The organism is uncultured Streptococcus sp. (assembly GCF_963545685.1).
Lineage (GTDB): Bacteria > Bacillota > Bacilli > Lactobacillales > Streptococcaceae > Streptococcus.
The window spans coordinates 17,800-41,691 of sequence record NZ_CAUUKN010000006.1 but is presented as its reverse complement, the minus strand read 5'-3'; the positions used below and the strand labels follow the sequence as shown (position 1 = coordinate 41,691).

Sequence of the window (23,892 nt, the reverse complement as noted above, 5' to 3'; positions counted from 1 at the left end):
TGTCGTAGCAGATTTTTGTCAGGGTATTTAATTTATGATAAAGTATAGGCAGAAATGGCTTACAAGGCTTATATAGAAGCTCATATGCTCCATAAAGAAACATAAGAGGTAAATTATGGTAAAAGAATACGATTATATTGTCATCGGTGGGGGCTCTGGTGGGATTGCTAGTGCCAATCGTGCTGCCATGCATGGCGCTAAAGTTATTCTCTTTGAAGGAAAAGAGGTCGGCGGTACCTGCGTCAATGTGGGTTGTGTGCCTAAAAAGGTCATGTGGTATGGTGCCCAGGTTGCTGAGACCCTTCACCGCTATGCAGGTGAGTATGGTTTTGATGTGACGCTTAATAAATTTGATTTTGCGACGCTTAAGGCCAATCGTCAGGCTTATATCGATCGTATCCATGGTTCTTATGAGCGTGGTTTTGATAGCAATGGTGTTGAACGTGTCTACGAGTATGCAAGATTTGTTGATCCTCATACGGTTGAAGTAGCGGGCGAGCTTTATACAGCACCACATATCCTAATTGCAACAGGTGGTCATGCCCTTTATCCAAATATTCCAGGCAGTGAATACGGAATTACCTCAGATGGTTTCTTTGAGCTAGATGAGGTCCCAAAACGTACAGCTGTTATTGGTGCTGGGTATATCGCAGTAGAAGTTGCCGGTGTTCTCAATGCTCTTGGAAGTGATACTCACCTCTTTGTTCGTAAGGATCGCCCATTGCGTACCTTTGACAAAGACATTGTTGATGTTTTAGTTGATGAGATGGCTAAGTCTGGCCCTAAGCTTCACACGCATGCTAATGCAACAGAGGTAGTGAAAAATGCAGACGATTCTCTGACGATTAGCTTTGACAATGGAGAAAGGATTACAGTTGATTGCCTTATCTGGGCTATCGGGCGTGCAGCAAATACTTCTGGTTTTGGTCTTGAAAAGACAGGCGTTGAGTTGACTGAACGAGGTAACATTTATTCAGATGCCTTTGAAAATACATCTGTTCCTGGTATCTATGCTCTTGGAGATGTAACTGGTAAACTTGATTTGACGCCAGTTGCAGTTAAGGCTGGTCGTCAATTGTCAGAGCGACTTTTCAACAATAAAGCTGATGCTAAGCTTGATTACACAGATGTAGCTACTGTGGTCTTTAGTCATCCAGTCATTGGTGCTATTGGCTTGACTGAGGAAAAGGCAATTGCTAAATATGGTTCGGAGAATATCAAGGTCTATAAATCTAGTTTTACTCCAATGTATACGGCACTGGGAGATAATCGTCAGCCGTCAACCATGAAATTAGTAACGCTAGGTGAGGATGAAAAAATCATCGGTCTTCACGGGATTGGCTACGGTGTCGATGAGATGATTCAAGGTTTCTCTGTGGCTATTAAGATGGGAGCAACTAAGGCTGATTTTGATAATACGGTTGCCATTCATCCAACTGGTTCCGAAGAGTTTGTGACAATGAGATAAAAAGGTAAGGTCTGAATACCGAGAGGTTCAGGCCTGTCTTTGTGACTGAATGGCTTCAATTGAAAGTGATTGCAAGGGAGTTCCTTGCGAATTTCCATAGCCGATTTGGCTATGGAAACCATTCATCCAACCGGTTCCGAAGAGTTTGTGACGATGAGATAAAAAGGTAAGGTCTGAATACCGAGAGGTTCGGGTCTTTCTATGTGGCAGAATGCTAACCTATATCTTGTGTGTCACTTTAGATTGTCTTAACGAAAAAAGGCCCTTAGGCCTTTTTTTCGTTGATTAGGTAGTTCCTGACTTCTGAAATAAAGTAAAGAGATCCAGTGACGACAAATAAATCATCAGGATTTGCAGACTCAGCTTGAGTTAACCAGTCTCTGTAGTCAGTTGAGCGTTCTAAGTGTTGAGGGTAATCATCCAAGGGCAGTGCCTCAAAGAAATTGAAGGAGGTTACTGTTAGATTATAGTCTTTAAGCTCATCAAGTAAGTCCTCTAAAGGTTTTCGTCTAAGTCCTGCGAAGAGGATGTGGATTCGACGGTTGACAAAGTTATCTTTTAATACCTGTTTTAGGCTGGTAATTCCCTGAGGATTGTGGGCACCATCTAGGTAAATGTTATTTCCAATCCACTCACTACGACCAGGCCAGTGTGTGCCACAAATACCATCTTGAATGCTCTGATTGGTAATCTTAGGAAATCTTTGAGACAAGAGATGGGCAGCAGTGACAGCTAGACCAGTATTATTTTCCTGATGTTTTCCTAGCATGGGGAGATTAAGATTTGGGCTCTCCCAATCGCTATAACCAACTCGAAGAGTTTGCCTGTCTGTGGGCAGAAGCTTGATTTCTCGATCAATGATTGCTATAGGCGCCTGAAGTTCCTGGGATTTTTGTTTGAAGAAATGTGAAACCTCTTCAGAAACACGACCAAGTAATATAGGAGTCTTTTCTCGCATGACACCTGCTTTATGTTTAGCAATATCTATTAGGCTATTGCCTAAAGTTTCAGTGTGATCAAAGCTAATTGAAGTGCAGATGACAAGCTCCGGCGAAAGCACATTGGTCGAATCAAGCCGTCCTCCAATTCCTGCTTCAATGATAGCGATATCAACCTCTTTAAGGTCGAAGTAGAGGAACATGAGTAAGGTGACCAACTCAAATTCCGTTGGCCTGCCAAAATCAGTCTTATTTTCTAAATCATTGAGAAGAACTTGAGCTTTCTCAACAATGCTAATCAGGTCCTTATCAGGAATCTCTATACCATTAATACTAATACGCTCGTTAAATCGAGTAATATAGGGGGAGGTAAAGGTCCCGACCTGATAGCCTGATTTTGTTAGGATATGTTGTAAGTAACTGGTTGTTGAGCCTTTACCGTTAGTTCCGACAATGTGGACCGTTGGATAGTGCATTTGAGGATTTCCAGCTTGGTCCAAAAGCCAGCGCATACGCTCAAGTTTGGGGCGACGACCATTACCTTTGAAGGAGTGGATGAAATTTAGAGTTTCTGTATAGTTCATAGGATTATAGAAAAGGCAGGAAACTCCTAGCCTTTCAAATGTCTTAGTTGGAAGCAGCGCCACCAGTTGTTGCGTCACCAGTTGTCGCATTGCCAGTTGTTGTGTCTGCAGTAGCTGCTGATGAAGAAGTAGTCGTATTGCCACCAGTTGTTGTATCTGCTGATGATGAATAGGTGTTAGTTCCTGCTTGGCTACTTGTTGCTGTATCGGAATCAGTCGCATTTCCATAACTAGAAGAAGTGCTTGATTCTTGGGTCTTATTGTTGCTCTCTTTAATGACTACAGTTGACTGATTAGATGATGAATCAGAAGTGTCCTTATTTTTAGATGATGTGAAATTCATGATAGTGATAGAAGCGACAATGATCGACAAGATTGTCCCGACAGCAGTAAGGACTTTTTGGAAGGCAGTGAAGCCTTTTGTAACGTGTTCAGTCACCTTTGGTGCAGATTTTTTTTCTTCTTTTGATGAATGATTACGGCGTGAGTAATTTTCAGACATGATGCTCTCCTTAAAAATATTTCGTACTTTCTATTATATGATTTTCTCGCAAAAATTGCTAAAAAAATTATGCTATAATAAATAGTAAATAAAAATCGAGGAAAAATCATGATTTATTTTGATAATTCAGCCACTACGGTACCTTATCCAGAGGCACTTAGAACCTATCAGGAAGTGTCCACGAAAATTTTTGGGAATCCATCCAGTTTACACCAATTAGGAACATCTGCGACGCGTATTTTGGAGGCTTCTCGTAAGCAAGTTGCGGACCTCATTGGAAAATCAGCCGATGAGATTTTCTTTACGTCTGGTGGAACTGAAGGTGACAACTGGGTTATCAAGGGTGTAGCCTTCGAAAAAGAACCTTATGGCAAACACATCATCGTCTCTGATATTGAACACCCCGCAGTAAAAGAGTCTGCTAAATGGCTTTCAGAACGTGGTTTTGAAGTGTCCTATGCCCCTGTTAATGCACAAGGTTTCGTGGATGTGAATGCTCTTGCTGAACTATTACGCCCTGACACTATCTTGGTTTCGGTTATGGCCGTTAATAACGAAATCGGATCAATCCAACCTATTCAAGCTATCTCGGATATATTGGCTAATGAGCCGACCGTATCTTTCCATGTGGATGCTGTCCAGGCGATTGGGAAGATACCTGTATCAGCTTATTTAACAGACCGTGTTGACTTTGCAACTTTTTCTGGTCACAAGTTCCATGCTGTTCGAGGTGTCGGTTTTGTCTACAAAAAGGCAGGGAAAAAGATTACTCCGCTCTTAACAGGTGGTGGTCAAGAAAAAGACTTTCGTTCAACGACTGAAAATGTAGCTGGGATTGCGAGTATGGCTAAGGCTTTGCGCTTAGTCACTGATAAAGAGGAATTTTCTCTTCCTAAAATTGCTAAGATGAAAAAGATTATCTTTGATGAATTGGCTAAGTATGAGGACATTACTATTTTCTCAGGCGAGGGTGAGGACTTTGCTCCCAATATTTTGACCTTTGGAATTAAGGGAGTTCGTGGTGAAGTGGTTGTCCATGCTTTTGAAGAGCATCAAATCTATATTTCAACGACTTCAGCATGTTCATCTAAGGCAGGTAAGCCAGCGGGAACCCTCATTTCTATGGGTGTTCCAACCAAGTTAGCCCAAACAGCTGTTCGTATTAGTCTTGATGATGACAATGATATGGGACAAGTAGAACAGTTTCTCACGATTTTCAAACAAGTCTATGCTAAGACGCAAAAAGTAAGATAGCAAGATTTAATCGATTGAAAAATAAAATTAAATTCAAGTTTAAAAGGAAAAGGAATGACATTAACGTATTCAGAAATTATGGTTCGCTACGGTGAATTGTCAACTAAGGGCAAAAATCGTATGCGTTTTATCAATAAACTTAGAAATAACATCAAAGATGTGTTATCTATCTATCCAGAAGTTAAAGTGACTTTTGACCGAGACCGTGGACACATCTACCTCAATGGCACAGACTACGAACCAGTCGCAGAGTCTTTGAAGCAGATTTTCGGTATTCAGGCCTTTAGCCCTGTTTACAAATTTGAAAAAGATGTCGAAGTATTGAGAAAGGCTGTTCAAGACATTATGACTGGGCTCTATCGTGACGGTCTTACCTTTAAGGTGACTGCCAAACGTAGTGATCACGACTTTATTTTAGATAGTCGCGAGCTCAACCTTACTTTAGGAAATGCTGTATTTGATGTCTTGCCTGACATTAAAGCACAGATGAAGGGGCCGGATGTTAATCTGAAGGTAGAAATTCGTGCTGAGGCCGCTTATATTTCCCATGAGGAAATTAAGGGAGCAGGTGGATTACCTGTAGGGACTGCTGGTAAAGGAATGCTCATGCTTTCAGGTGGGATTGACTCGCCAGTGGCAGGTTACTTAGCTCTTAAACGTGGTGTAGATATTGAGGCTGTTCACTTTGCAAGCCCTCCATATACAAGTCCAGGTGCACTTAAAAAGGCTCAAGATTTGACTCGTAAGTTGACCAAGTTCGGTGGTAATATCCAGTTCATAGAAGTACCATTTACTGAGATTCAAGAGGAAATCAAAGAAAAAGCACCAGAGGCTTACTTGATGACCTTGACACGCCGCTTTATGATGCGTATTACAGACCGAATTCGTGAAGAACGCCGTGGTCTCGTAATTATCAATGGTGAGAGTCTTGGACAGGTTGCCAGTCAGACTATGGAGTCTATGCAGGCCATCAATGCTGTAACATGCACGCCCGTGATTCGTCCAGTTGTCACTATGGACAAGTTGGAAATCATTGATTTGGCACAAAAAATCGATACCTTCGATATCTCCATCCAACCTTTCGAGGATTGCTGTACCATTTTTGCACCTGACCGTCCAAAAACTAATCCAAAAATCAAGAACGTTGAACAATATGAACGTCGTATGGATGTTGAAGGCTTAGTTGAACGTGCAGTTGCAGGAATCATGGTGACTGAAATCACACCTATTGAAGAAGCGCAAGACGAAGTGGATACACTTATTGAAGACTTACTTTAGTCTAGGAGTATATAGTGACAGTTTGGTATCGCAAAGGTATCATTAGAATTATCTATATCGAAAAAGAGATGTCGATGTTGAACTTTTACCTAGAAAGGAAACTACATGACTGTTTATAACATCAATTTAGGAATCGGTTGGGCATCAAGTGGTGTTGAGTACGCCCAGGCCTACCGTTCTACAATTTTCAAAAACACAGGTATTAAGGCTAAGTTTGTCTTTATGGATATGTTCTTGCAGGACAATCTTTCTGATTTGACCCGTAACATGGGATTTTCAGATGAAGACATCATCTGGCTTTACAGCTATTTTACGGACCTAAAGATTGCCCCAACGACCTATACTGTTAAGGATTTGGAAAAGGAAATCCCTTATGACATCACACGTCGTGAAATTAATGGCAAAGTGGTTAAGCTCTTTTGTGCCAAGGAAGATATTTTCTACGCCGCTTATTTGCGTAAAGAGGGTGAAGATATTGTCCATCGTGTGGAAAAAGTATCACGTGGTTGCCTAATTCGTAAAGACTTTTATTCTTATACTAAGATGTTTACTGAGTACTATACACCGGTAGACAATAAAGCCCACCTCTATCAACGCCGTTTCTTCAATGAAGATGGCAGTATTGCTTATGATGAAATTGTTGATGGTAAGGATAGTGTCTTCCGTTTCCCAGATAAGATATTGTCTTCTAAGCATGAGTTTATTGCCTACTTTATGTCTCAACTAGGTCTAACTAATCAAGACATTGTCATTTTGGACCGCGCAACTGGTACAGGACAGGCCGTTTTCCGTAATACTAAACCTGCTAAGCTTGGAGTTGTTGTCCATGCAGAGCACTTTAGTGAAAATGCTGTGACAGACAAGACTATTCTTTGGAATAACTTCTATGAGTATCAATTCAGCAATGCGGATAAGGTTGATTTCTTCATCACAGCGACAGAGCGTCAACGTAGCATTATGCTAGATCAGTTCAACAAATATACACCATTTACACCTAATATCGTAACGATTCCTGTGGGAAGTGTGGATAAACTGAGAGAGCCTGAGGGAGAGCGTAAACCATTCTCGATTATCACGGCTTCACGTTTGGCCAATGAAAAGCACGTGGATTGGTTGGCTAAGGCTGTTGTTAAGGCTAAAGAAAGTCTGCCACAAGTGAACTTTGATATCTTTGGTACAGGTGCTGAAGAAGCTAAGCTCAAGACAATTATCGAGGAAAATCAAGCTCAGGATTACATCCATCTCAAGGGTCACCAAGATTTAACAGAAGTCTACAAGGATTACGAACTTTACCTATCAGGTTCTAAGAGTGAAGGTTTTGGCTTGACACTTTTAGAAGCTGTTGGATCGGGCCTTGGTATGATTGGTTTTGATGTCCGTTATGGAAACCAAACTTTTATCAAGGATAATGAAAATGGCTACTTAATCCCTCGATTTGAAAAAGATGACGAACCTGCTATTGTGGCTGCCTTGGCAGAGAAAATTGTAGCTTTCTTCAATCGTTCAGATTTAGATCATGTTCATCAAGTCTCTTATGATATTGCCAAAGGCTTTTTGACTGAGGAAATCGAGCAGAAGTGGCTTAACTTAGTAAAGGAGATGACTAATCATGATTAATTTATTTGAAGACTATAGTCAAGGTAGTTGGGATCTCCATTACTCGCTGATTGTCGCTGGCTATGTGAATACAACAGTTTGTCTTTCAGATGATGGCTTTTTACCTAGTGATGTGACCTCACCTTACCTTTATTTCACAGGCTTTGATGAGGTTCAGGGATCTGCACTTTACTTTAATCAGGTACCCGTGCCGGATTACTGGGAAATTTTAGGAACAAATAGCAATGCGGAAATCTTCCGTTTTGATAAGAAACGTGGTCATATTCACTATGCGCATCCTGCTCATCAGCGCCTAGTTAAAGCTGTGGATTGGTATGATGAGTCAGGTCGCTTGCGCGTGACTGATCGCTACAATAACAAGGGATACCGTTTTTCACAAACAACTTACAATGTTAAGCAAGAAGCGACCATTACTAGTTATTTCACTCCAGACAACAAGGAAGTGATCGTCGTTAACCATTTGACCAAAGACGTTATCTTGAATTGGAAAGACAAGGTCTACATTTTCAAAAACAAATCGGAGTTTGTAGTCTTTTATCTTAAAGAAGCTGGCTATGACTTGCGACGTATCCTTTATAATTCCTTGTCAACACCTTTCTTGACAGCTATGAATCTTCCGAATTCTGGTCAAGATGTCCTCTTCTGGCAAGAGCCTATCACTGACACTGTTCCTGGGAATATGCGTCTCCTTCTTGATAGCAATCACCGTCAAACTAAGATTGTTGTGCAAGAATACACAGCCTACACAAATCTTCTAAGACTGATTAGTCCAGAGCAGGCTTCTCGTGTGGCTTTCCTTGGCTTCATGTATCCATTTGCTCGTCAGAATAATTTCCAAAATCAAGCACTTATCTTGACCAACTCAGATCAGATTGAACACTTGGAAAGCATTGTTAGTGAAGTGCCTACCATGCACTACCATATTGGGGCAATCACTGAAATGTCAAGTCGCTTGATGGATTTAGCTAAATATAGTAATGTTAGCCTTTATCCAAATATTACAACGGAGCAGGTTAAGCGTCTCTATCAAGAGGCTGATTTCTATTTAGATATTAACCACCAAAATGAGATCCTGTCAGCGACACGTGCTGCCTTTGAAAACAACTTGCTTATCCTGGCTTTCACGAACACAAGCCATGGTCCAGATTATACTGCACCAAGCAATATTTTCTCACCTATGAATGCTGGGCAATTTAAACAAACCCTTAAAGAAGCCTTGGGCAACCGTGACTTCCTTAGTCACTTGCTTGATCGTCAACGTGAGCATGCTCATGTGGCGACACCAGAAGATTATAAAAAGGTTATTGGTTAGGAAAATGACACTAGAGGTTCGCAACATTTATCCTCTGACACCAACATTCAAGAAGGTCGCTTCGCTTTATGAAGCGGCTTTTCCTGTGGAGGAGAGACTTCCACTCTGGAAATTGTCTTGGAACAGTTTGAAAAATGGGCAATCTTTCTTAGCTTATTTTGATCAGGAAGTTTTTATTGGTTTTACCTATGCAATCTGCACTGATAATCTAGTCTACTTGCTCTTTCTTGCGGTTGAGGAAAGTAAACAGTCGCAGGGTTACGGTAGTCAAATTTTGGCACAAGTTAGGAAAGGAGCAGGAGAACGACCATGTGTGCTTACGATTGAGCCTATGGATGAAGAGGATGCTTCTAACCGTTCTCAACGACTAAAACGCCTGGCTTTTTATGAAAATAATGGCTATCAGTCTTTGAATCACTTCTATTTTGAAGGAAGGGAGCGCTATCAGATTTTAATAACTGATAGGAGTCTTTCTTTAGATACGATTGAGCAAGATTTGGCTAAGACTTTCCTAGGCAAGCATGGTGTAAGAGTGGAGTAGATGGAGTATTAGGTTATTAAACCTAAATTGACGGAATAAGAATAATCAAAAAAACTTTTTCTCTTGTCATTAGCGTGAAAAAATGATAGAATCGTAACGTTGACTAAATGCACGTCCTGTGCAACCGCACGACTACTGTTTTGCAAGTGGGTTCGTCCCCGCAGTACTAGGCGAGTCTTCACAGAGGGAAACCTCAGACACATTAAAAATTTTAATAGGAGGTGCATCATGAGCACATACGCAATCATCAAAACTGGTGGAAAACAAGTTAAAGTTGAAGTAGGTCAAGCGATCTACGTTGAAAAAATCAACGCTGAAGCTGGATCAGAAGTAACTTTTAACGAAGTTGTTCTTGTCGGTGGTGATAAAACTGTAGTAGGTACTCCAGTTGTTGAGGGAGCTACTGTTGTCGGAACTATCGAAAAACAAGGTAAACAAAAGAAAGTTGTTACTTTCAAATACAAACCTAAAAAAGGTAGCCACCGTAAACAAGGTCACCGTCAACCTTATACAAAAGTTGTTATCAACGCTATCAACGCGTAAGTTAGCGACTAATCACTAAGAAAGGACACAATCTTATGTTGAAAACTCTTGAAAACTTGCAACTTTTCGCCCACAAAAAAGGTGGGGGTTCTACTTCCAATGGTCGTGATTCACAAGCTAAACGTCTTGGTGCTAAAGCAGCTGATGGACAAACTGTATCAGGTGGATCAATCCTTTACCGTCAACGCGGTACACACATCTACCCAGGTGTAAACGTAGGCCGTGGTGGTGACGATACACTCTTCGCTAAAGTTGAAGGTGTTGTACGTTTCGAACGTAAAGGTCGCGACAAAAAACAAGTATCTGTATACCCAGTTGCTAAATAATTCAGCTAAAGTCTGCACTTTTGTGTAGGCTTTTCTTATTTATGAAAGGAAGATGCCTATGCCTTTAAATCAGTACCAACAAGAAGTCGGCCCAAGCCTAGTGGATGCCAGCCCTGGGAAGATGCCAGACATCACTCTCTTGGACGGTCGCTATTGTAGTGTTGAACATTTGACGGTAGCAGAACACTATGAGGATATTCTAGACTTCTACTTTACCAATCGGATTCTTTCTGACTGGACCTATATGTATGCGGATCCTTTTGAATCTGAAGAAGCAGTACGCCAGTGTTTGGAAGACTATGAGCAGTCTTCTAACCCTTATTTCTTTGCCATTAGGGATAAGGCTTCAGGAAAGGTTCTGGGCACTTTCTCACTCATGGCTATTACACCCAAAAATCGTAGTGTAGAGATGGGACGAGTGATTTTGGCTCCTGCTCTACAAAAAACTCGGGCAGCCACTGAAGCTCAATATCTAGTTATGAAATATGTCTTTGAAGGCCTTAACTATCGTCGTTATGAGTGGAAATGTGACAGTCTCAACCGTCCTTCTGCCAATGCAGCACAACGATTAGGTTTCACCTACGAAGGGCGTTTCCGTAACCATGCTATCTATAAAGGACGTAGCCGAGATACGGACTGGTTCTCCATTATTGACAGTGAGTGGCCAAGGCTTAAAGAACGATTTGAGAATTGGCTAGCTCCTGAGAATTTTGATGAACAGGGACAACAGAAACGTTCTTTGAGGGACTGTTAGCTATTAATATAAGGGCTCTTTTTCTGATGAAGGAGCCCTGTTTTAGTAGTCTGACGGTCAAGTCAAAGTTTCTAGTTAGCTAGTGCTTATTAGTGCTGTCAAAATCAGTCTAAATACTCATTTTTCTGTCAATAATATTCCCATAATAAAGCATATTTATGCTATAATAAAGAGTAATTGTATCAAGGAGAATAATGACTAATGGATTTAATTCGCGAAAAAGTATTTGTTAACCGTTACCACTATGATGTTCGTAACCATGAGTGGGAAAAAGAGAATGGTGTTCCTAAAACAAATGTTGAAGTAACTTTTCAGTTGCACAATAAAGATGAAGAAGCTAACAATACATCGGTTGTAGCTGTTTTGCAATTTATGATTGTCCGTGATGAGTTTGTTATCTCAGGGATTGTTTCTCAAATGGACCATATTCAAAACCGTATTGTCAATGAACCTAAAGACTTTTCACAAGAAGAAGCAGAGACTTTGGCAGCACCACTATTGGATACACTTCAGCGTTTGACTTATGAAGTAACTGAAATCGCCTTGGATCGTCCAGGAATTAACTTGGAGTTCTAAAATGTCTTTAGCAGTTATTACGGATTCATCGGTTAATCTACCTGCTGAAATTCAGGGACATGCTGATGTATATATTTTAGATATTCCGGTTATCATTGAGGGACAGCCTTTTGTTGAAGGAAAGAACTTGGATGTGAACCAGTTTTACGAACAAATGGCAAATTCTGAGGAACTGCTCAAGACGTCACAACCTAATCTAGCCGACTTGGATAACTTTCTTATGGAGTTGGAGGAGAAAGGCTATACCCATGTCATTGGGCTATTCCTTTCTTCGGGGATTTCTGGTTTCTGGGCTAATAGCCAGTTTTTGATTGAAGATCACGCCAAGTTGAAGGTTGCTTTTCCTGATACTAAAATCACAGCAGCTCCTATGGGTGCTATGGTTAGAAATGTTTTGCATTGGTCAGAGCAAGGGATGTCTTTTGAGAACATTTTGAAGAAGCTTGAGGAGCAGGTAGAGAAAACGACGGCTTATATTCTTGTGGATGATCTTAATCACCTTGTAAAGGGTGGTCGCTTGTCGAATGGCTCAGCGATTTTGGGAAATCTCTTGTCTATCAAACCTATTTTACAGTTTAATGACGAAGGCAAAATCGTTGTTTTTGAAAAGGTACGTACAGAGAAGAAAGCTGTGAAACGCTTAGTTGCCCTAGCTGAGGACAATCGTGAAATGGAGATCAGCATCCTTCATACCAATGCTCCTGAAAAGGCTGAGGCTTTTAAAAATCAGCTGGAAGCTCAAGAGATTACTGTTTCAACAGTGGTATCCTTATGCGCTGTGATTGCGACGCATTTGGGCGAGGGAGCACTAGTGCTAGGTCTAACACCTAAATTTACCAAATAAGTATGATCCATCTGGAATCGGCTTACCTATGAGCGAGATCAATAGAGAGGAAAAAGAACATGTCTATTAAAGTTATTATTGCTGGATTTAAAGGAAGAATGGGTTCAACTGCGGTTGAAATGGTTAAGGGAGATGATGAATTGACCTTAGCTGCCTTGCTTGACCCCTTTGCGACAGAAAAAGAAGTGGACGGTGTTCCTGTCTTCACTGATAAAGCGGATTTGGTTGGCTTCGATGCAGATGTTTGGGTAGATTTCACCATGCCTGCTGTTGCCTATGAAAATACCCGTTTTGCCTTGGAAAATGGCTTTGCACCGGTTGTAGGAACAACAGGTTTTACTGAAGAACAAATTCAGGAATTGACAGACCTTTCTAAAGATAAGTCTATTGGTGGTTTGATTGCTCCTAACTTTGCTATTGGTGCTATCCTTCTTATGAAGTTTGCGGCAGAAGCTAGTAAATATTTCCCAGACCTTGAAATCATTGAGCTTCACCACGATAAAAAGAAAGATGCGCCATCAGGTACAGCAGTGAAAACGGCTGAACTTATTCGTGAGGTTCGCGAGACCAAACGTCAGGGAGCTGAGGATGAAGTGGAGACACTTGCTGGAGCACGTGGTGCAGAGTTTGATGGTTTCCGCATTCACAGTGTTCGTTTGCCAGGTCTTGTGGCTCACCAAGAGGTTATCTTTGGTGCCCAAGGAGAAGGATTGACCTTACGTCACGATTCTTATGACCGTATTTCCTTTATGGGTGGGGTTAACCTCGGTATTAAAGAAGTGGTTAAACGTGATCAGCTTGTTTATGGTTTGGAACATTTACTATGAGATTAAGTTATTTGCCTTCTGAATTTCAGAAGGCTTTACCAATATTAGAGAAAATTAAGGCTGCAGGGTTTGAGGCTTACTTTGTTGGTGGTTCAGTCCGCGATGCCCTTCTCAACCGTCCCATTCACGATGTTGACATTGCTTCGTCTTCTTATCCTGAGGAGACCAAACAGATTTTTGAGCGTACAGTGGATATCGGTATTGAGCATGGGACTGTTTTGGTTTTGGAAAATGGCGGTGAGTATGAGGTGACGACCTTCCGAACAGAGGATGTCTATGTGGATTACCGTCGTCCGTCTAGCGTGTCCTTTGTGCGTTCATTGGAAGAGGATCTTAAGCGTCGTGATTTTACAGTCAATGCTTTTGCTCTTAATGAAAATGCTGAGGTTATTGATAAGTTCAATGGTCTTGCTGATTTGGACAACCGTGTCTTAAGGGCTGTTGGTAAGGCTGAGGAACGCTTTAACGAGGATGCCCTTCGCATCATGCGTGGGCTACGTTTTGCAGCGAGCTTAGACTTCGATATTGAAGAAAAGACTTTTGAGGCCATGACCAGCCATGCTCCTCTTTTGGAAAAGATTTCGATTGAGCGAAGTTTCATCGAGTTTGATAAGTTGCTCTTAGCACCACATTGGAAAAAAGGGATTAAGGCTCTTCTAGCGACTAAGGCCTATCAGTATCTTCCGGATTTTCAAGAGACAGCAGAGGAATGGCAGTCTTTTGTGGCAGATTATGCTGAGGACTTTAGATTTACAAGTTCTGAGCAAGCCTGGGCGGCAACTCTTCTGGCTCTCAAGCACAATAATCCACGCTCTTTTCTTAAAAAATGGAAGACATCTGTCAATTTTCAGAAGACCGTTCAGTCTTTGATTGAGATTTTTAGACTCCGTATGGAGAGGGAAGTGACCAAGCAAGATGTTTATCAGTATGGTAAGGACCTCTTAGAGGAGGCTGAAACCTTGAGACAGGCTCAGGGGTTGGACGTAGATTATGAGCGTATTGCCGAGTTGGATGGTCAGTTGCTCATCCATGATAAGCACGAAATCGTTGTTAATGGTGGTATGCTGATGAAGGAGCTGGGATACAAACCTGGACCAGATCTTGGTCGTACTCTCAGAGCTATCGAGAATGCCATCGTTGATGGTCAACTAGCTAATGATGAGGAAGCCATCATGGCCTTTGTTCAAGCTATGAAATAAGTCTACAGACGTGATAAAAATGACACACCGCTACAGAGCATACGTAGGATCCGTAGCGGTGTTATTTGTAAAAAGGAAGTAAGATGTCAGATTTTATTGTTGAAAAATTAACCAAGTCCGTTGGGGACAAGACGGTTTTTAAAGAGATTTCATTCATTATCCATGATTTGGATCGTATCGGGATCATTGGTGTCAATGGGACAGGTAAGACAACCTTGTTAGATGTTGTATCAGAGCGTATTGGTTTTGATGGAGACGTGTCACCTTTTACCAAGGCTAATGGTTATAAGATTGCTTATTTGACTCAGGAACCTGAATTTGATGATAGCAAGACAGTGCTTGATACGGTCTTGTCATCAGACCTTCGTGAGATGGCCTTGATTCGTGAATATGAGACCCTAATGGCGGATTATTCTGAGGATAATCAATCTCGTTTAGAGAAGGTTATGGCTGAGATGGATAGTCTTGATGCTTGGTCCATTGAGAGCGAGGTTAAGACAGTTTTATCAAAGCTAGGTTTGTCAAACCTCTCTCAAAAGGTTGGAGACCTCTCAGGTGGTCTCAGACGCCGTGTGCAGTTGGCTCAGGTTCTCTTGAATGATGCAGATCTCTTGCTCTTGGATGAGCCAACCAACCATCTGGATATTGACACTATTGCTTGGTTGACCAATTTTCTCAAGTCTTCCAAAAAAACGGTCCTTTTTATTACCCACGATCGTTATTTCTTGGATAATGTGGCAACTCGTATCTTTGAGCTAGACCAGGCTAATTTGATTGAATATCAAGGCAATTACCAGGACTACGTACGTCTCAAGGCTGAACAAGATGAGCGTGATGCAGCAGCTCTTCATAAGAAAAAGCAACTCTATAAGCAGGAGTTGGCATGGATGCGAACGCAACCACAGGCACGTGCGACTAAGCAACAAGCTCGCATCAATCGTTTTAAGGATCTTAAGGGTGAAGTACATCAAGCGGTCAATAATGACGATTTTGAAATTAACTTTGAGACTAGTCGTATTGGGAAGAAGGTAGTTAACTTCGAGCATGTAGATTTTGCTTATGAAGATGGTAAGCCAATTCTCAGTGACTTCAACCTTATCATGCAAAACCGTGATCGCATAGGTATTGTTGGGGATAACGGTGTCGGAAAATCAACCTTGCTCAATCTCATTAATGGCGATCTTGTTCCCACAGCTGGTGTTCTAGATATTGGGGACACGGTACGTATTGGCTATTTCTCGCAGCAGATTAAAGATATGGATGAGAGCAAGCGTGTCATTAACTACTTGCAAGAAGTCGCAGATGAAGTCAAAACAACTGTTGGGACTACCAGTATCACAGAGCTCTTAGAGCAATTCCTCTTTCCTCGTTCTACCCATGGAACACAGATTGCCAAGCTATCTGGTGGAGAAAAGAAACGTCTTTATTTGCTCAAGATTCTGATTGAAAAGCCTAATGTTCTGCTTTTGGATGAGCCGACAAATGATTTGGATATTGCGACTTTGACTGTTTTGGAGAATTTCCTCAATGGTTTTGGTGGCCCTGTTGTTACCGTAAGTCACGACCGCTATTTCTTGGACAAGGTGGCTAACAAGATTCTAGCTTTTGAGGAGGGTGGCGTGCGTGAGTTCTTTGGCAACTACACTGACTACCTTGATGAAAAAGCTTTCTTACAAGAGCAATCAGCCTTCCTAGAGAAAGAAAAAGAGCAAGCTAGCGTTAAGGTTGAGAAGGTCAAAGAAGAAAAAAGACGCATGAGCTATTTTGAAAAACAAGAGTGGGCGACAATCGAGGATGAGATTGCTGACCTTGAAGCTAAAATCGAAGAGATTGAAGCAGCCATGCTTGAAAATGCTAGTGATTATGGACAGCTAGCAAGTCTTCAACGTGATTTAGACTCTGCCAATGAAACCTTGCTTGAAAAATACGAGCGTTATGAGTATTTGAGTGAGCTAGAGGGATAAACTCTTTAACATTCAAAGCATGCTAAAAGCCCTGCAGATGCAAGGCTTTTTTATATGGTTACCTAGTAAAATAACTTTGTTCTACCACAAGCGGAATGAAAAGGTGAGGACAGATACACCCGCAAAGATAATCAAGGAAGCTACCAAGCGACCAATTAGAAAGGCTGAGAAAAATGGTGCGCTAAAGAGCAATAGTCCAAATACTAGACAAATTAAGGCGATTGACAAAGCAGGTTGCCCTGAAAAACCGAACTGACGTTGACGGTAAGCTTGGAAGCCTTGGGTAAAGGCTGAGACAAGGAGCCACCAAGCGATGATGGCCACTGCAACCCCAGAGAGTATCCATGCCGATGTCGATAGCAAAATAATACCAAAAACAATCGAAATGGCGCTCTGGAGTAATTGGAAGAAGGAACGGTTCTCGTTATCACGTTTGAAATAAACCATGAGAGTTGAAACACCAGAAGTGAGCATCACTAGAGCAAAAAGCCAACCAACAATGGCAAGAAGGTTTGTAGGATTAGCGAAGAAAAAGACACCTAAGAGAGTAATGAGAATCCCGCTAACTAATGTAAAACTTTTCATACGATACCTCTTATTAATTTTCCTTAATACTACTATGTAAGGGGCAAATTGTCAAACAAAGACCTACTTTAGACTGGTTGGATGTGATAAGTGTAGGTAGCAGCCTTTTTGGTTCTGGTAGCTACTTGGCGCCCTGTTTTTTGGAAAAGATGCTTAAAGCGCCGTAAGAAATTTGTGGAATCCATCTTAAGGTATGTTTCATTAAAGGTCCCAAACAGCTGACGGTAGGTGGTCAAGGTATTTTCCTCCGGCATAATCTTGAGGATAGTTGGGTAGTATTCGAGTCTTCCCTTAATACGTTCCATAGCAGTCAAAAGGATTTCCCAGTGGTCAAAGGCTAGGTCGTCATGAGACAGCGTCTTGTCACCGTCAGTAAGCTGCAACTTGCCATTGACCATAGCAATATCTAACCAATGCGTAGACGCTGCATCATCGGCAGCCTTATCCACTTGACTATCATTAAAAGTCATGAAACAGAGGTAAGCTACTGTAATGGTCCACATACGGGGATCTCGATAAGGCGTTCCTACTGTAACGAGTTGCTCGATGTGATCAGGGTTCAGTTGAACGGATGTCTCCTCAAGTACTTCACGACAGACAGCCTTATTGAGATCTTCTTGTTTCTGAACGAAACCACCACTAAGAGCATATTTTCCCATGTAGGGATGATTTTTTCGTTTGATAAGCAAGGTTTGGACTCTTCCTTCAAAATATCGGAAGATGACTGAGTCTACAGTTACTGAGGGTTTGACATACTTATCCATTTCTTCTTTACGGTAGATTTCCAGGAAGTCTTTTTCGCTACCAGAGTTTTCGAAGGTTTTAGACATTTTTTAGCCTCCTAGTCTATATTGTTAATTTCGAGTGAAAATGCGTTTGCTGAAGCAATCCATTAGATTTCGATATGTAGACGTTCTTTAATTGCCTTCTTGGCGTAATGGTAGTTGTCAGCAAAAAAACTGTCACTATCACTGTTTTCTCCTAAAATAACGATTTTATCTTTGAATGGTGATAGTAGGTCCAAGAGATGCTTGGTAAACCAATCACGTGTTCGGTTATCAGCCATAGTCATATCACGGAAACCATCATCCACATAGTTTGATTTTGGCAGTATCACAAAAATCAAATCCCACTTTTCACGAGCTTGGGTTACCTGATAGAGTCGATCTAACATATCGAACTCTTCTTGTGAAATGTTTTCTTTTAAATAGTAGTCGATATATACCTTAGTGACCGTTGAGTTGGTGTCTGCAAAAATAAGTCCTGAGTGTTGCCCTTTGTCAATAATCTCAGCTGTCTGGGCATATTGATCGGTTAAGAGGTGGATATAATCATTGGTATCTAACTCGTCATCTCGGACATTATACTTTTCTTGATATTCTCTGGCATATTCAAGTGAACAAGGGGCGTTGTAAGTGCGAGCCAAATCCTTAACAAGGGTTGTTTTTCCTCCGCTGGCGGATCCGACAACTAGGACCTTACGAGTAAAGTGGCGACGGAAAGGTTTGGTGATAAACCGCCAATTTTCCATAGGATTATCGCGAATCTCAGTAGCAGAGATATTGATAATAGAACGTTCGATGAGTTCTACCTGAGCTTGAGGGTAATAGCGATTGAGCTCGGTCACGTACTCTGGCTCTCCAACATAGAAGGTAATCTTTTCAGGGTCATCCGTATTTTTAGTGATAAGCTCTTTGACGTGGTTAACCCATGGTACCCAACCTTCTGGATAGGGAGGCATATCGACTTCGTCCAGTTTATCCACAAGAACTAGTTCATCATCGTAGAAAACTTCACGGACATAACGAAAGCGTCGGTTGAGCGACAGGCCTGCGCGTGTCCCACGATCTTCTTGTGTATTGCTGCCACTTACGATGACAAGGACGTTGTCATTAGCGCGTTTTGCCTTTGTGATGAGGTCGACATGTCCCACATGCATTGGAGCAAAGGTTCCAAAAACAATGCCAATACGCTTTCCTGATAACTGTTTTCTTTTCATAGGCTTATCCTTTATATTTTTGAATATAGTAATTTTACTAAATTAATAGTAGCATAGTTTTGAGGTTCTGTAAATAGATAAAATAGTAAAACAACTAAATTATTTTTCAAACAAATTCAGCTTCAATTTTTAAAAAAAGAAAAAAATTTTGAAAGAAGCACCCAAAAAAGATAATGCGCTTACATTGTTGTCGTGATAGGTTTTTAAAAAATAGTAAGAGTTATATATGTCACAAAATCTAACATGTAAATCAAAAAAATCTCAGAAAATACTTGACAAGAAGATTCTGAAAATTTATACTATTCATGTAATTAAATTACTAAGGTAATTATTTGAAAGGAAACATTGATATGACAACAGGTAAAGAATACGTTGCTAGCGTTTTTGAAAAAGTGAAAGCTCAAAATGGCCACGAGGCTGAGTTCCTTCAAGCAGTTGAAGAAGTTTTCGATTCACTTGTCCCTGTCTTCGATAAATACCCTAAATATATTGAAGAAAACCTTTTGGAACGTTTGGTTGAACCAGAACGTATCGTTTCATTCCGTGTACCATGGGTTGATGATAAAGGTCAAGTACAAGTAAACCGTGGTTTCCGTGTGCAATTCTCATCAGCTATTGGTCCTTACAAAGGTGGTCTTCGTTTCCACCCATCAGTAAACCAATCAATCATTAAATTCCTTGGTTTCGAACAAATCTTTAAAAACTCATTGACTGGTCAACCAATCGGTGGTGGTAAAGGTGGATCAAACTTCGATCCTAAAGGTAAATCAGACAACGAAATCATGCGTTTCTGCCAAAGCTTCATGACTGAGTTGAGCAAACACATCGGTGCAGATACAGACGTACCTGCAGGTGATATCGGTGTTGGTGGACGTGAAATTGGTTACCTCTATGGTCAGTACAAACGTCTTCGTAACGAATACACAGGTGTTCTTACTGGTAAAGGTTTGAACTGGGGTGGATCACTTGCTCGTACAGAAGCAACTGGTTACGGTGCCGTTTACTTTGCAGAACAAATGCTTAAAGCTCGTGGTGAAAACTTTAACGGTAAAACAGCAGTTGTTTCAGGTGCAGGTAACGTTGCGATTTACGCTATTGAAAAATTGCAAAGTCTAGGTGCTAAAGCTGTGACATGTTCTGATTCATCTGGTTTTGTTTATGATCCAGACGGAATCGACGTTGACTTGTTGAAAGAAATCAAAGAAGTTAAACGTGAACGTATCGTGAAATATGCAGAAGCTCGTCCAAATGCAACCTTCACACCTGCTGGTGGTGAAAAGACAGTTTGGTCTATCAAAGCTGACTTGGCTTTCCCATGTGCAACACAAAACGAATTGGATGAAACAGATGCAGAAACACTTGTAGCAAATGGCGTTCTTGCTGTTTCAGAAGGTGCTAACATGCCTTCAACTTTAGGAGCTATTGATGTCTTCCTTAAAGCTGGTGTATCATTTGGTCCTGCCAAAGCTGCTAACGCTGGTGGTGTTGCTGTATCAGCTCTTGAAATGGCACAAAACAGCCAACGTACATCATGGACATTCGAAGAAGTTGATGCTAAACTCTACGATATCATGAAAGGCATCTACGAAAATGCTGCAGCTGCTGCTAAAGAATTTGGTCAAGAAGGTAACCTTGTTGTGGGTGCCAACATCGCTGGATTCCTTAAAGTTGCAGATGCAATGTCAGCACAAGGTATTGTTTAATTAATAGACTATTACCAATCGCCTCTCAATAAAATAAAAAAAGAAGCCTGCGGGTTTCTTTTTATTTGTGTGAAAAGGTATGACAGGTGGGTTAATCTTTAGTGGATCCTCCTTCTGGCTGTCACAGATGTGGGCTTTTAAAGAGGTATAGAGTTTCCTGCTGGATTTTTGGTATAATAAAGGAACAAAGAATCTCTTTCTATAGCTGATTTTTATGACTTATTATGAGAGGAAGAATTGTGACTATTGAACAAGGTCCCTTTGGGAAAAGAGAGAAGAACTGTAGTAGTTGGTCAGTCCTTATGCTGAGTTTTTTGATAAGTTTCGTATCAATATTGCCAATGTTCTTTTTTAGAGATAAGCTTTATGGTGATGATGTGGTTTTTCATATTAACCGTCTTTTGTCTCTAGATACCATTTGGAAGAGTCCTATTAATTTTACAACCAATGGAGGCACTGGCCAGCTAATCAATACCTTTTATCCTTGGTTGATCTACTACCCTATCTTCTTAGTGTATAAGCTGACGCAATCTATTTTTGTAGCTTGGATGACTTTTCAGATATTAGTCAGATTTGCAACCTGTTTGCTTAGTTTTTATGGTTTACGTTTATTAAGGTATTCTGATAAGCAGGTGCTGGTATTTTCTACCTTCTATCTCTTTTCAGGTTACTTCTTACATAATTCCTACTACAGGGCAGCGGTTGGCGAAACGCTGGCTATGATTTTTCTGCCCCTAGTTTTTGTAGGCGTGCGTTTGATAACCTTTGGAGATTACAAAAAATGGTGGGTCTTGACCCTTGGGATGCTTGGTCTTGTTTATTCCCATGTTTTGTCGGTCGTCCTAGCCACTGTTATGATTTTCTTAGCAGTGGTAACCAGTTTTTGGATTTGGGACTCTAGGAAAGAGCGTTTACTGGGGTTTCTAAAGGCTACTCTAGTAACTTTGGGAATGTCTCTGGCCTATTTTGTGCCCATGATAGAGCAATTCCGGTATGTGACTTTGCGGACGACATTTAAACCTTTTCTAGCCAAAACGGCTTTGAGTTTGTCAGATATCTTGGGGTCTATTGTAAAAAGTGATTTAAGGACTCCATCAGTTAATCTTCTTTATCTTATTGGTTTAGTGTTAAGTCTAGCCTTTGCTAAGCGTCTTGTGAAGGATAGGGAAGCTAGAATTTACCTTATTATATCTCTTGCTTTAGCCTTTTTAACCTTGAAGAGTTTTCCTTGGCAGTTATTGCAGGAAAGCCCGGTGTCCAATCTTCAATTTCCTTGGAGATTATGGAGTTTGGCCTTGTTATTTTTCAGCTTAGCCTTGGCTAATATCTTAAAGAGTATTTCTATCAAGGTTACGACGGTACTTGTCCTGATTGGTATTTGTCTGAATATGTTCCAAATTGTTAGGGTTCAAGATAGGATGACTAAAGTCAAGAACATATTGCCGAGCAATACAAAAGTTACGAAAGAAATGCTGGCTAAGGGAACTTACAAAAATATCAACGGCGATTATACCAATAAAGAAGTTTCCTTTCAGTTTGTCTTTGATAAACACCTTTTTCTGGATACTCAGGAAATTGAGTCAGCCATCAAGCAATCTCCTAATGAGCTGTCACTTAAGGTGATCAACAATTCCCAAGTTGAGAAAGTTTTATCACTACCTGTTTTCTACTACAAGGGACAGGAAGTGACGATTGATGGGAAGCCAGCAACAACTTACTTATCTAATGAAAAGAATCCAACTAATTTAGTCTTGCCACCAGGCAAGCATCGAGTTGTAGTGACCTATAGTTATACCCCGCTTGCTAAATTGGCATTGAGTGTTTCAGCTATTAGTTTTTTGGCTTTTATTGGTTATTTGTATAGAGTGAAAAAAGATGATTAAAAAGAAGCCTGTGGGTTTCTTTTTTAGTCATCTTTCTTAGAAATCAGCCATTTTTGATATAATAAGTTGAGGCCATTATGTCTGAAAATAAAAAAACTTTAGTTCAGATAAATGAAGGGCATATGATGTCATAGATTAGAAAAGAAACAATAAGGGAGTAAATAGATGATAAAAAATATTGTAAAGGATGTCTTTTTTCTAGGACAAAAATCGACAGAAGCGACTAAAGAAGACCTCTATTTGGCAAAGGATTTACGTGATACACTGAACTTTCATAAGGAAGCCTGTGTGGGTATGGCAGCCAATATGATTGGGGTCAAAAAGCGTGTTATTATCGTCAATATCGGTTTTGTCAATCTGGTTATGTTTAATCCTGTCTTGGTAAGCAAGTCTTCACCTTTTGAAACGGAGGAGTCTTGTTTGTCTTTAGAAGGAAGTCGTCCAACCAGACGTTATGAATCGATTGAGGTTGCCTATTTAGATGAACAATGGATGCCAAAACAGTTGAGTTTTTCTGGTATGCCAGCCCAAATTATTCAGCATGAATTGGATCATTTGGAGGGTGTTATCATATAGAAGGTACTTGAAATAGATTCTAAGAGAGATAAATTACAGTTGCAGAGTGAGAGTGGAAACTAAAAATTCCTACTCCACTCTTTTTTAGTTCTCATAGGAACTTTTTCCTTGACAATGGTTCTCATAAGAACTAAAATAGTTCTCATAGGAACTATTTAAGGAGGAGCTTGCGATGCATAGAAAAGATCCTTTTGATGACTTCAGAGAATTCATTAATATTATGGAATCTCGCGTGAAAGAGTTAGGAAAAATCCACGGAGTTGAGCATTTAGCCGGTCCACAAGGGTTTGCCGTTAGGTACTTGTTTGAGAACCAAGATAAAGAAATATTTATCAAAGATATTGAGAAAAATCTATTTATTTCCAAGTCAGTGGCTAGTAATTTGGTCAAACGTATGGAGAAAAATGGTTTTGTTGAATTGGTGACATCTGACAAGGATAAACGCTACAAGTATGTTCATCTGACAGACTTGGGTAAAAAGAAGGCCCAAGATGTCGGACATTTCCGAGAGGCTATTCATGAACAGTTGTTAGATGGTATTTCGAAAGAAGATGTTGAAATAGCTTTTCGAGTCTTTCACCAAATTCGTAAGAATTTAGAGAAAAATAAGGAGTAACTT

General features: G+C 40.6%; 23 protein-coding genes and 1 other annotated feature. Of the genes, 18 read left to right on the top strand and 5 right to left on the bottom strand.

Going from position 1 to position 23,892, the window contains the following annotated elements; translation table 11 throughout:
- The first annotated feature begins 115 nt into the window (after positions 1-115).
- Positions 116-1,468 (top strand): glutathione-disulfide reductase, encoded by a 1,353-nt coding sequence (gorA, locus tag RWZ99_RS02265; protein ID WP_314676098.1) that lies wholly within the window; start codon positions 116-118, stop codon positions 1,466-1,468.
- Positions 1,469-1,733: 265 nt separating this feature from the next.
- Here the strand turns inward: gorA and RWZ99_RS02260 are convergent, their stop codons facing one another.
- Positions 1,734-2,990: a folylpolyglutamate synthase/dihydrofolate synthase family protein gene (locus RWZ99_RS02260; protein WP_314676097.1), complete on the bottom strand. Its 1,257-nt coding sequence runs from the start codon at positions 2,988-2,990 to the stop codon at positions 1,734-1,736.
- A 43-nt stretch (positions 2,991-3,033) separates the two neighbouring features.
- Positions 3,034-3,492: a DUF6556 family protein gene (locus RWZ99_RS02255; RefSeq protein WP_314676095.1), complete on the bottom strand. Its 459-nt coding sequence runs from the start codon at positions 3,490-3,492 to the stop codon at positions 3,034-3,036.
- A gap of 108 nt (positions 3,493-3,600) precedes the next feature.
- Here RWZ99_RS02255 and RWZ99_RS02250 point away from each other — a divergent pair, with 108 nt between their 5' ends.
- The 13 genes from RWZ99_RS02250 (at position 3,601) to RWZ99_RS02190 (ending at position 16,527) form a co-directional block, all read left to right on the top strand.
- Entirely contained in the window at positions 3,601-4,746 is a 1,146-nt protein-coding gene (locus tag RWZ99_RS02250; protein ID WP_314676094.1) for a cysteine desulfurase family protein, read from the top strand.
- Between the two features lie 54 nt (positions 4,747-4,800).
- Positions 4,801-6,024 (top strand): tRNA uracil 4-sulfurtransferase ThiI, encoded by a 1,224-nt coding sequence (thiI, locus tag RWZ99_RS02245; RefSeq protein ID WP_314676093.1) that lies wholly within the window; start codon positions 4,801-4,803, stop codon positions 6,022-6,024.
- 105 nt (positions 6,025-6,129) lie between these two features.
- On the top strand, positions 6,130-7,641 hold the full coding sequence (gene gtfA, locus RWZ99_RS02240; protein WP_314676092.1) for an accessory Sec system glycosyltransferase GtfA: 1,512 nt from the start codon (positions 6,130-6,132) through the stop codon (positions 7,639-7,641).
- The gene (gtfB, locus tag RWZ99_RS02235) at positions 7,634-8,953 is read left to right on the top strand and encodes an accessory Sec system glycosylation chaperone GtfB (protein WP_314676091.1); all 1,320 of its coding nucleotides are present in this window, start codon (positions 7,634-7,636) and stop codon (positions 8,951-8,953) included. The genes gtfA and gtfB overlap by 8 nt, the downstream gene beginning before the upstream one ends.
- Positions 8,954-8,957: 4 nt before the next feature.
- A complete protein-coding gene (locus RWZ99_RS02230; RefSeq protein ID WP_314676089.1) occupies positions 8,958-9,494 on the top strand; it encodes a GNAT family N-acetyltransferase in 537 nt (178 codons plus the stop codon).
- 112 nt (positions 9,495-9,606) lie between these two features.
- Positions 9,607-9,682: a sequence feature (ribosomal protein L21 leader region), on the top strand.
- Between the two features lie 40 nt (positions 9,683-9,722).
- Positions 9,723-10,037, top strand: coding sequence for a 50S ribosomal protein L21 (gene rplU / locus RWZ99_RS02225; RefSeq protein ID WP_002885597.1), 315 nt, complete (start codon positions 9,723-9,725; stop codon positions 10,035-10,037).
- A gap of 35 nt (positions 10,038-10,072) precedes the next feature.
- Positions 10,073-10,363, top strand: coding sequence for a 50S ribosomal protein L27 (gene rpmA / locus RWZ99_RS02220; protein ID WP_002885483.1), 291 nt, complete (start codon positions 10,073-10,075; stop codon positions 10,361-10,363).
- Between the two features lie 58 nt (positions 10,364-10,421).
- Positions 10,422-11,117: a GNAT family protein gene (locus RWZ99_RS02215; RefSeq protein ID WP_314676088.1), complete on the top strand. Its 696-nt coding sequence runs from the start codon at positions 10,422-10,424 to the stop codon at positions 11,115-11,117.
- A gap of 201 nt (positions 11,118-11,318) precedes the next feature.
- Positions 11,319-11,693, top strand: a complete 375-nt coding sequence (locus tag RWZ99_RS02210) for a DUF1149 family protein (RefSeq protein ID WP_004183985.1) — start codon at positions 11,319-11,321, stop codon at positions 11,691-11,693.
- A gap of 1 nt (position 11,694) precedes the next feature.
- Positions 11,695-12,537: a DegV family protein gene (locus RWZ99_RS02205; protein ID WP_314676087.1), complete on the top strand. Its 843-nt coding sequence runs from the start codon at positions 11,695-11,697 to the stop codon at positions 12,535-12,537.
- Between the two features lie 59 nt (positions 12,538-12,596).
- Complete coding sequence (dapB, locus tag RWZ99_RS02200) at positions 12,597-13,364, top strand: 4-hydroxy-tetrahydrodipicolinate reductase (RefSeq protein WP_314676086.1); 768 nt, start codon at positions 12,597-12,599, stop codon at positions 13,362-13,364.
- Complete coding sequence (locus RWZ99_RS02195; protein ID WP_314676085.1) at positions 13,361-14,563, top strand: CCA tRNA nucleotidyltransferase; 1,203 nt, start codon at positions 13,361-13,363, stop codon at positions 14,561-14,563. Before dapB ends, RWZ99_RS02195 begins: the two co-directional genes overlap by 4 nt.
- An 83-nt stretch (positions 14,564-14,646) precedes the next feature.
- Positions 14,647-16,527 (top strand): ABC-F family ATP-binding cassette domain-containing protein, encoded by a 1,881-nt coding sequence (locus RWZ99_RS02190; RefSeq protein ID WP_314676083.1) that lies wholly within the window; start codon positions 14,647-14,649, stop codon positions 16,525-16,527.
- 81 nt (positions 16,528-16,608) lie between these two features.
- Here the strand turns inward: RWZ99_RS02190 and RWZ99_RS02185 are convergent, their stop codons facing one another.
- The 3 genes from RWZ99_RS02185 to RWZ99_RS02175 all read right to left on the bottom strand — a co-directional run bounded on the left by RWZ99_RS02185 (position 16,609) and on the right by RWZ99_RS02175 (position 19,111).
- Positions 16,609-17,112, bottom strand: coding sequence for a DUF308 domain-containing protein (locus tag RWZ99_RS02185; protein WP_314676082.1), 504 nt, complete (start codon positions 17,110-17,112; stop codon positions 16,609-16,611).
- Between the two features lie 68 nt (positions 17,113-17,180).
- Positions 17,181-17,942 (bottom strand): NUDIX domain-containing protein, encoded by a 762-nt coding sequence (locus RWZ99_RS02180; protein WP_314676081.1) that lies wholly within the window; start codon positions 17,940-17,942, stop codon positions 17,181-17,183.
- 62 nt (positions 17,943-18,004) lie between these two features.
- Complete coding sequence (locus tag RWZ99_RS02175; RefSeq protein WP_314676080.1) at positions 18,005-19,111, bottom strand: AAA family ATPase; 1,107 nt, start codon at positions 19,109-19,111, stop codon at positions 18,005-18,007.
- A 350-nt stretch (positions 19,112-19,461) separates the two neighbouring features.
- Between RWZ99_RS02175 and gdhA the strand changes: the two genes are divergently transcribed.
- The 4 genes from gdhA (at position 19,462) to RWZ99_RS02155 (ending at position 23,889) form a co-directional block, all read left to right on the top strand.
- A complete protein-coding gene (gene gdhA / locus RWZ99_RS02170; RefSeq protein WP_314676078.1) occupies positions 19,462-20,814 on the top strand; it encodes an NADP-specific glutamate dehydrogenase in 1,353 nt (450 codons plus the stop codon).
- Positions 20,815-21,053: 239 nt separating this feature from the next.
- Positions 21,054-22,697 (top strand): YfhO family protein, encoded by a 1,644-nt coding sequence (locus RWZ99_RS02165; RefSeq protein ID WP_314676077.1) that lies wholly within the window; start codon positions 21,054-21,056, stop codon positions 22,695-22,697.
- Positions 22,698-22,862: 165 nt separating this feature from the next.
- Entirely contained in the window at positions 22,863-23,273 is a 411-nt protein-coding gene (locus tag RWZ99_RS02160; protein WP_314676076.1) for a peptide deformylase, read from the top strand.
- Between the two features lie 172 nt (positions 23,274-23,445).
- Positions 23,446-23,889: a MarR family transcriptional regulator gene (locus RWZ99_RS02155; protein ID WP_314676075.1), complete on the top strand. Its 444-nt coding sequence runs from the start codon at positions 23,446-23,448 to the stop codon at positions 23,887-23,889.
- Positions 23,890-23,892 lie beyond the last annotated feature (3 nt).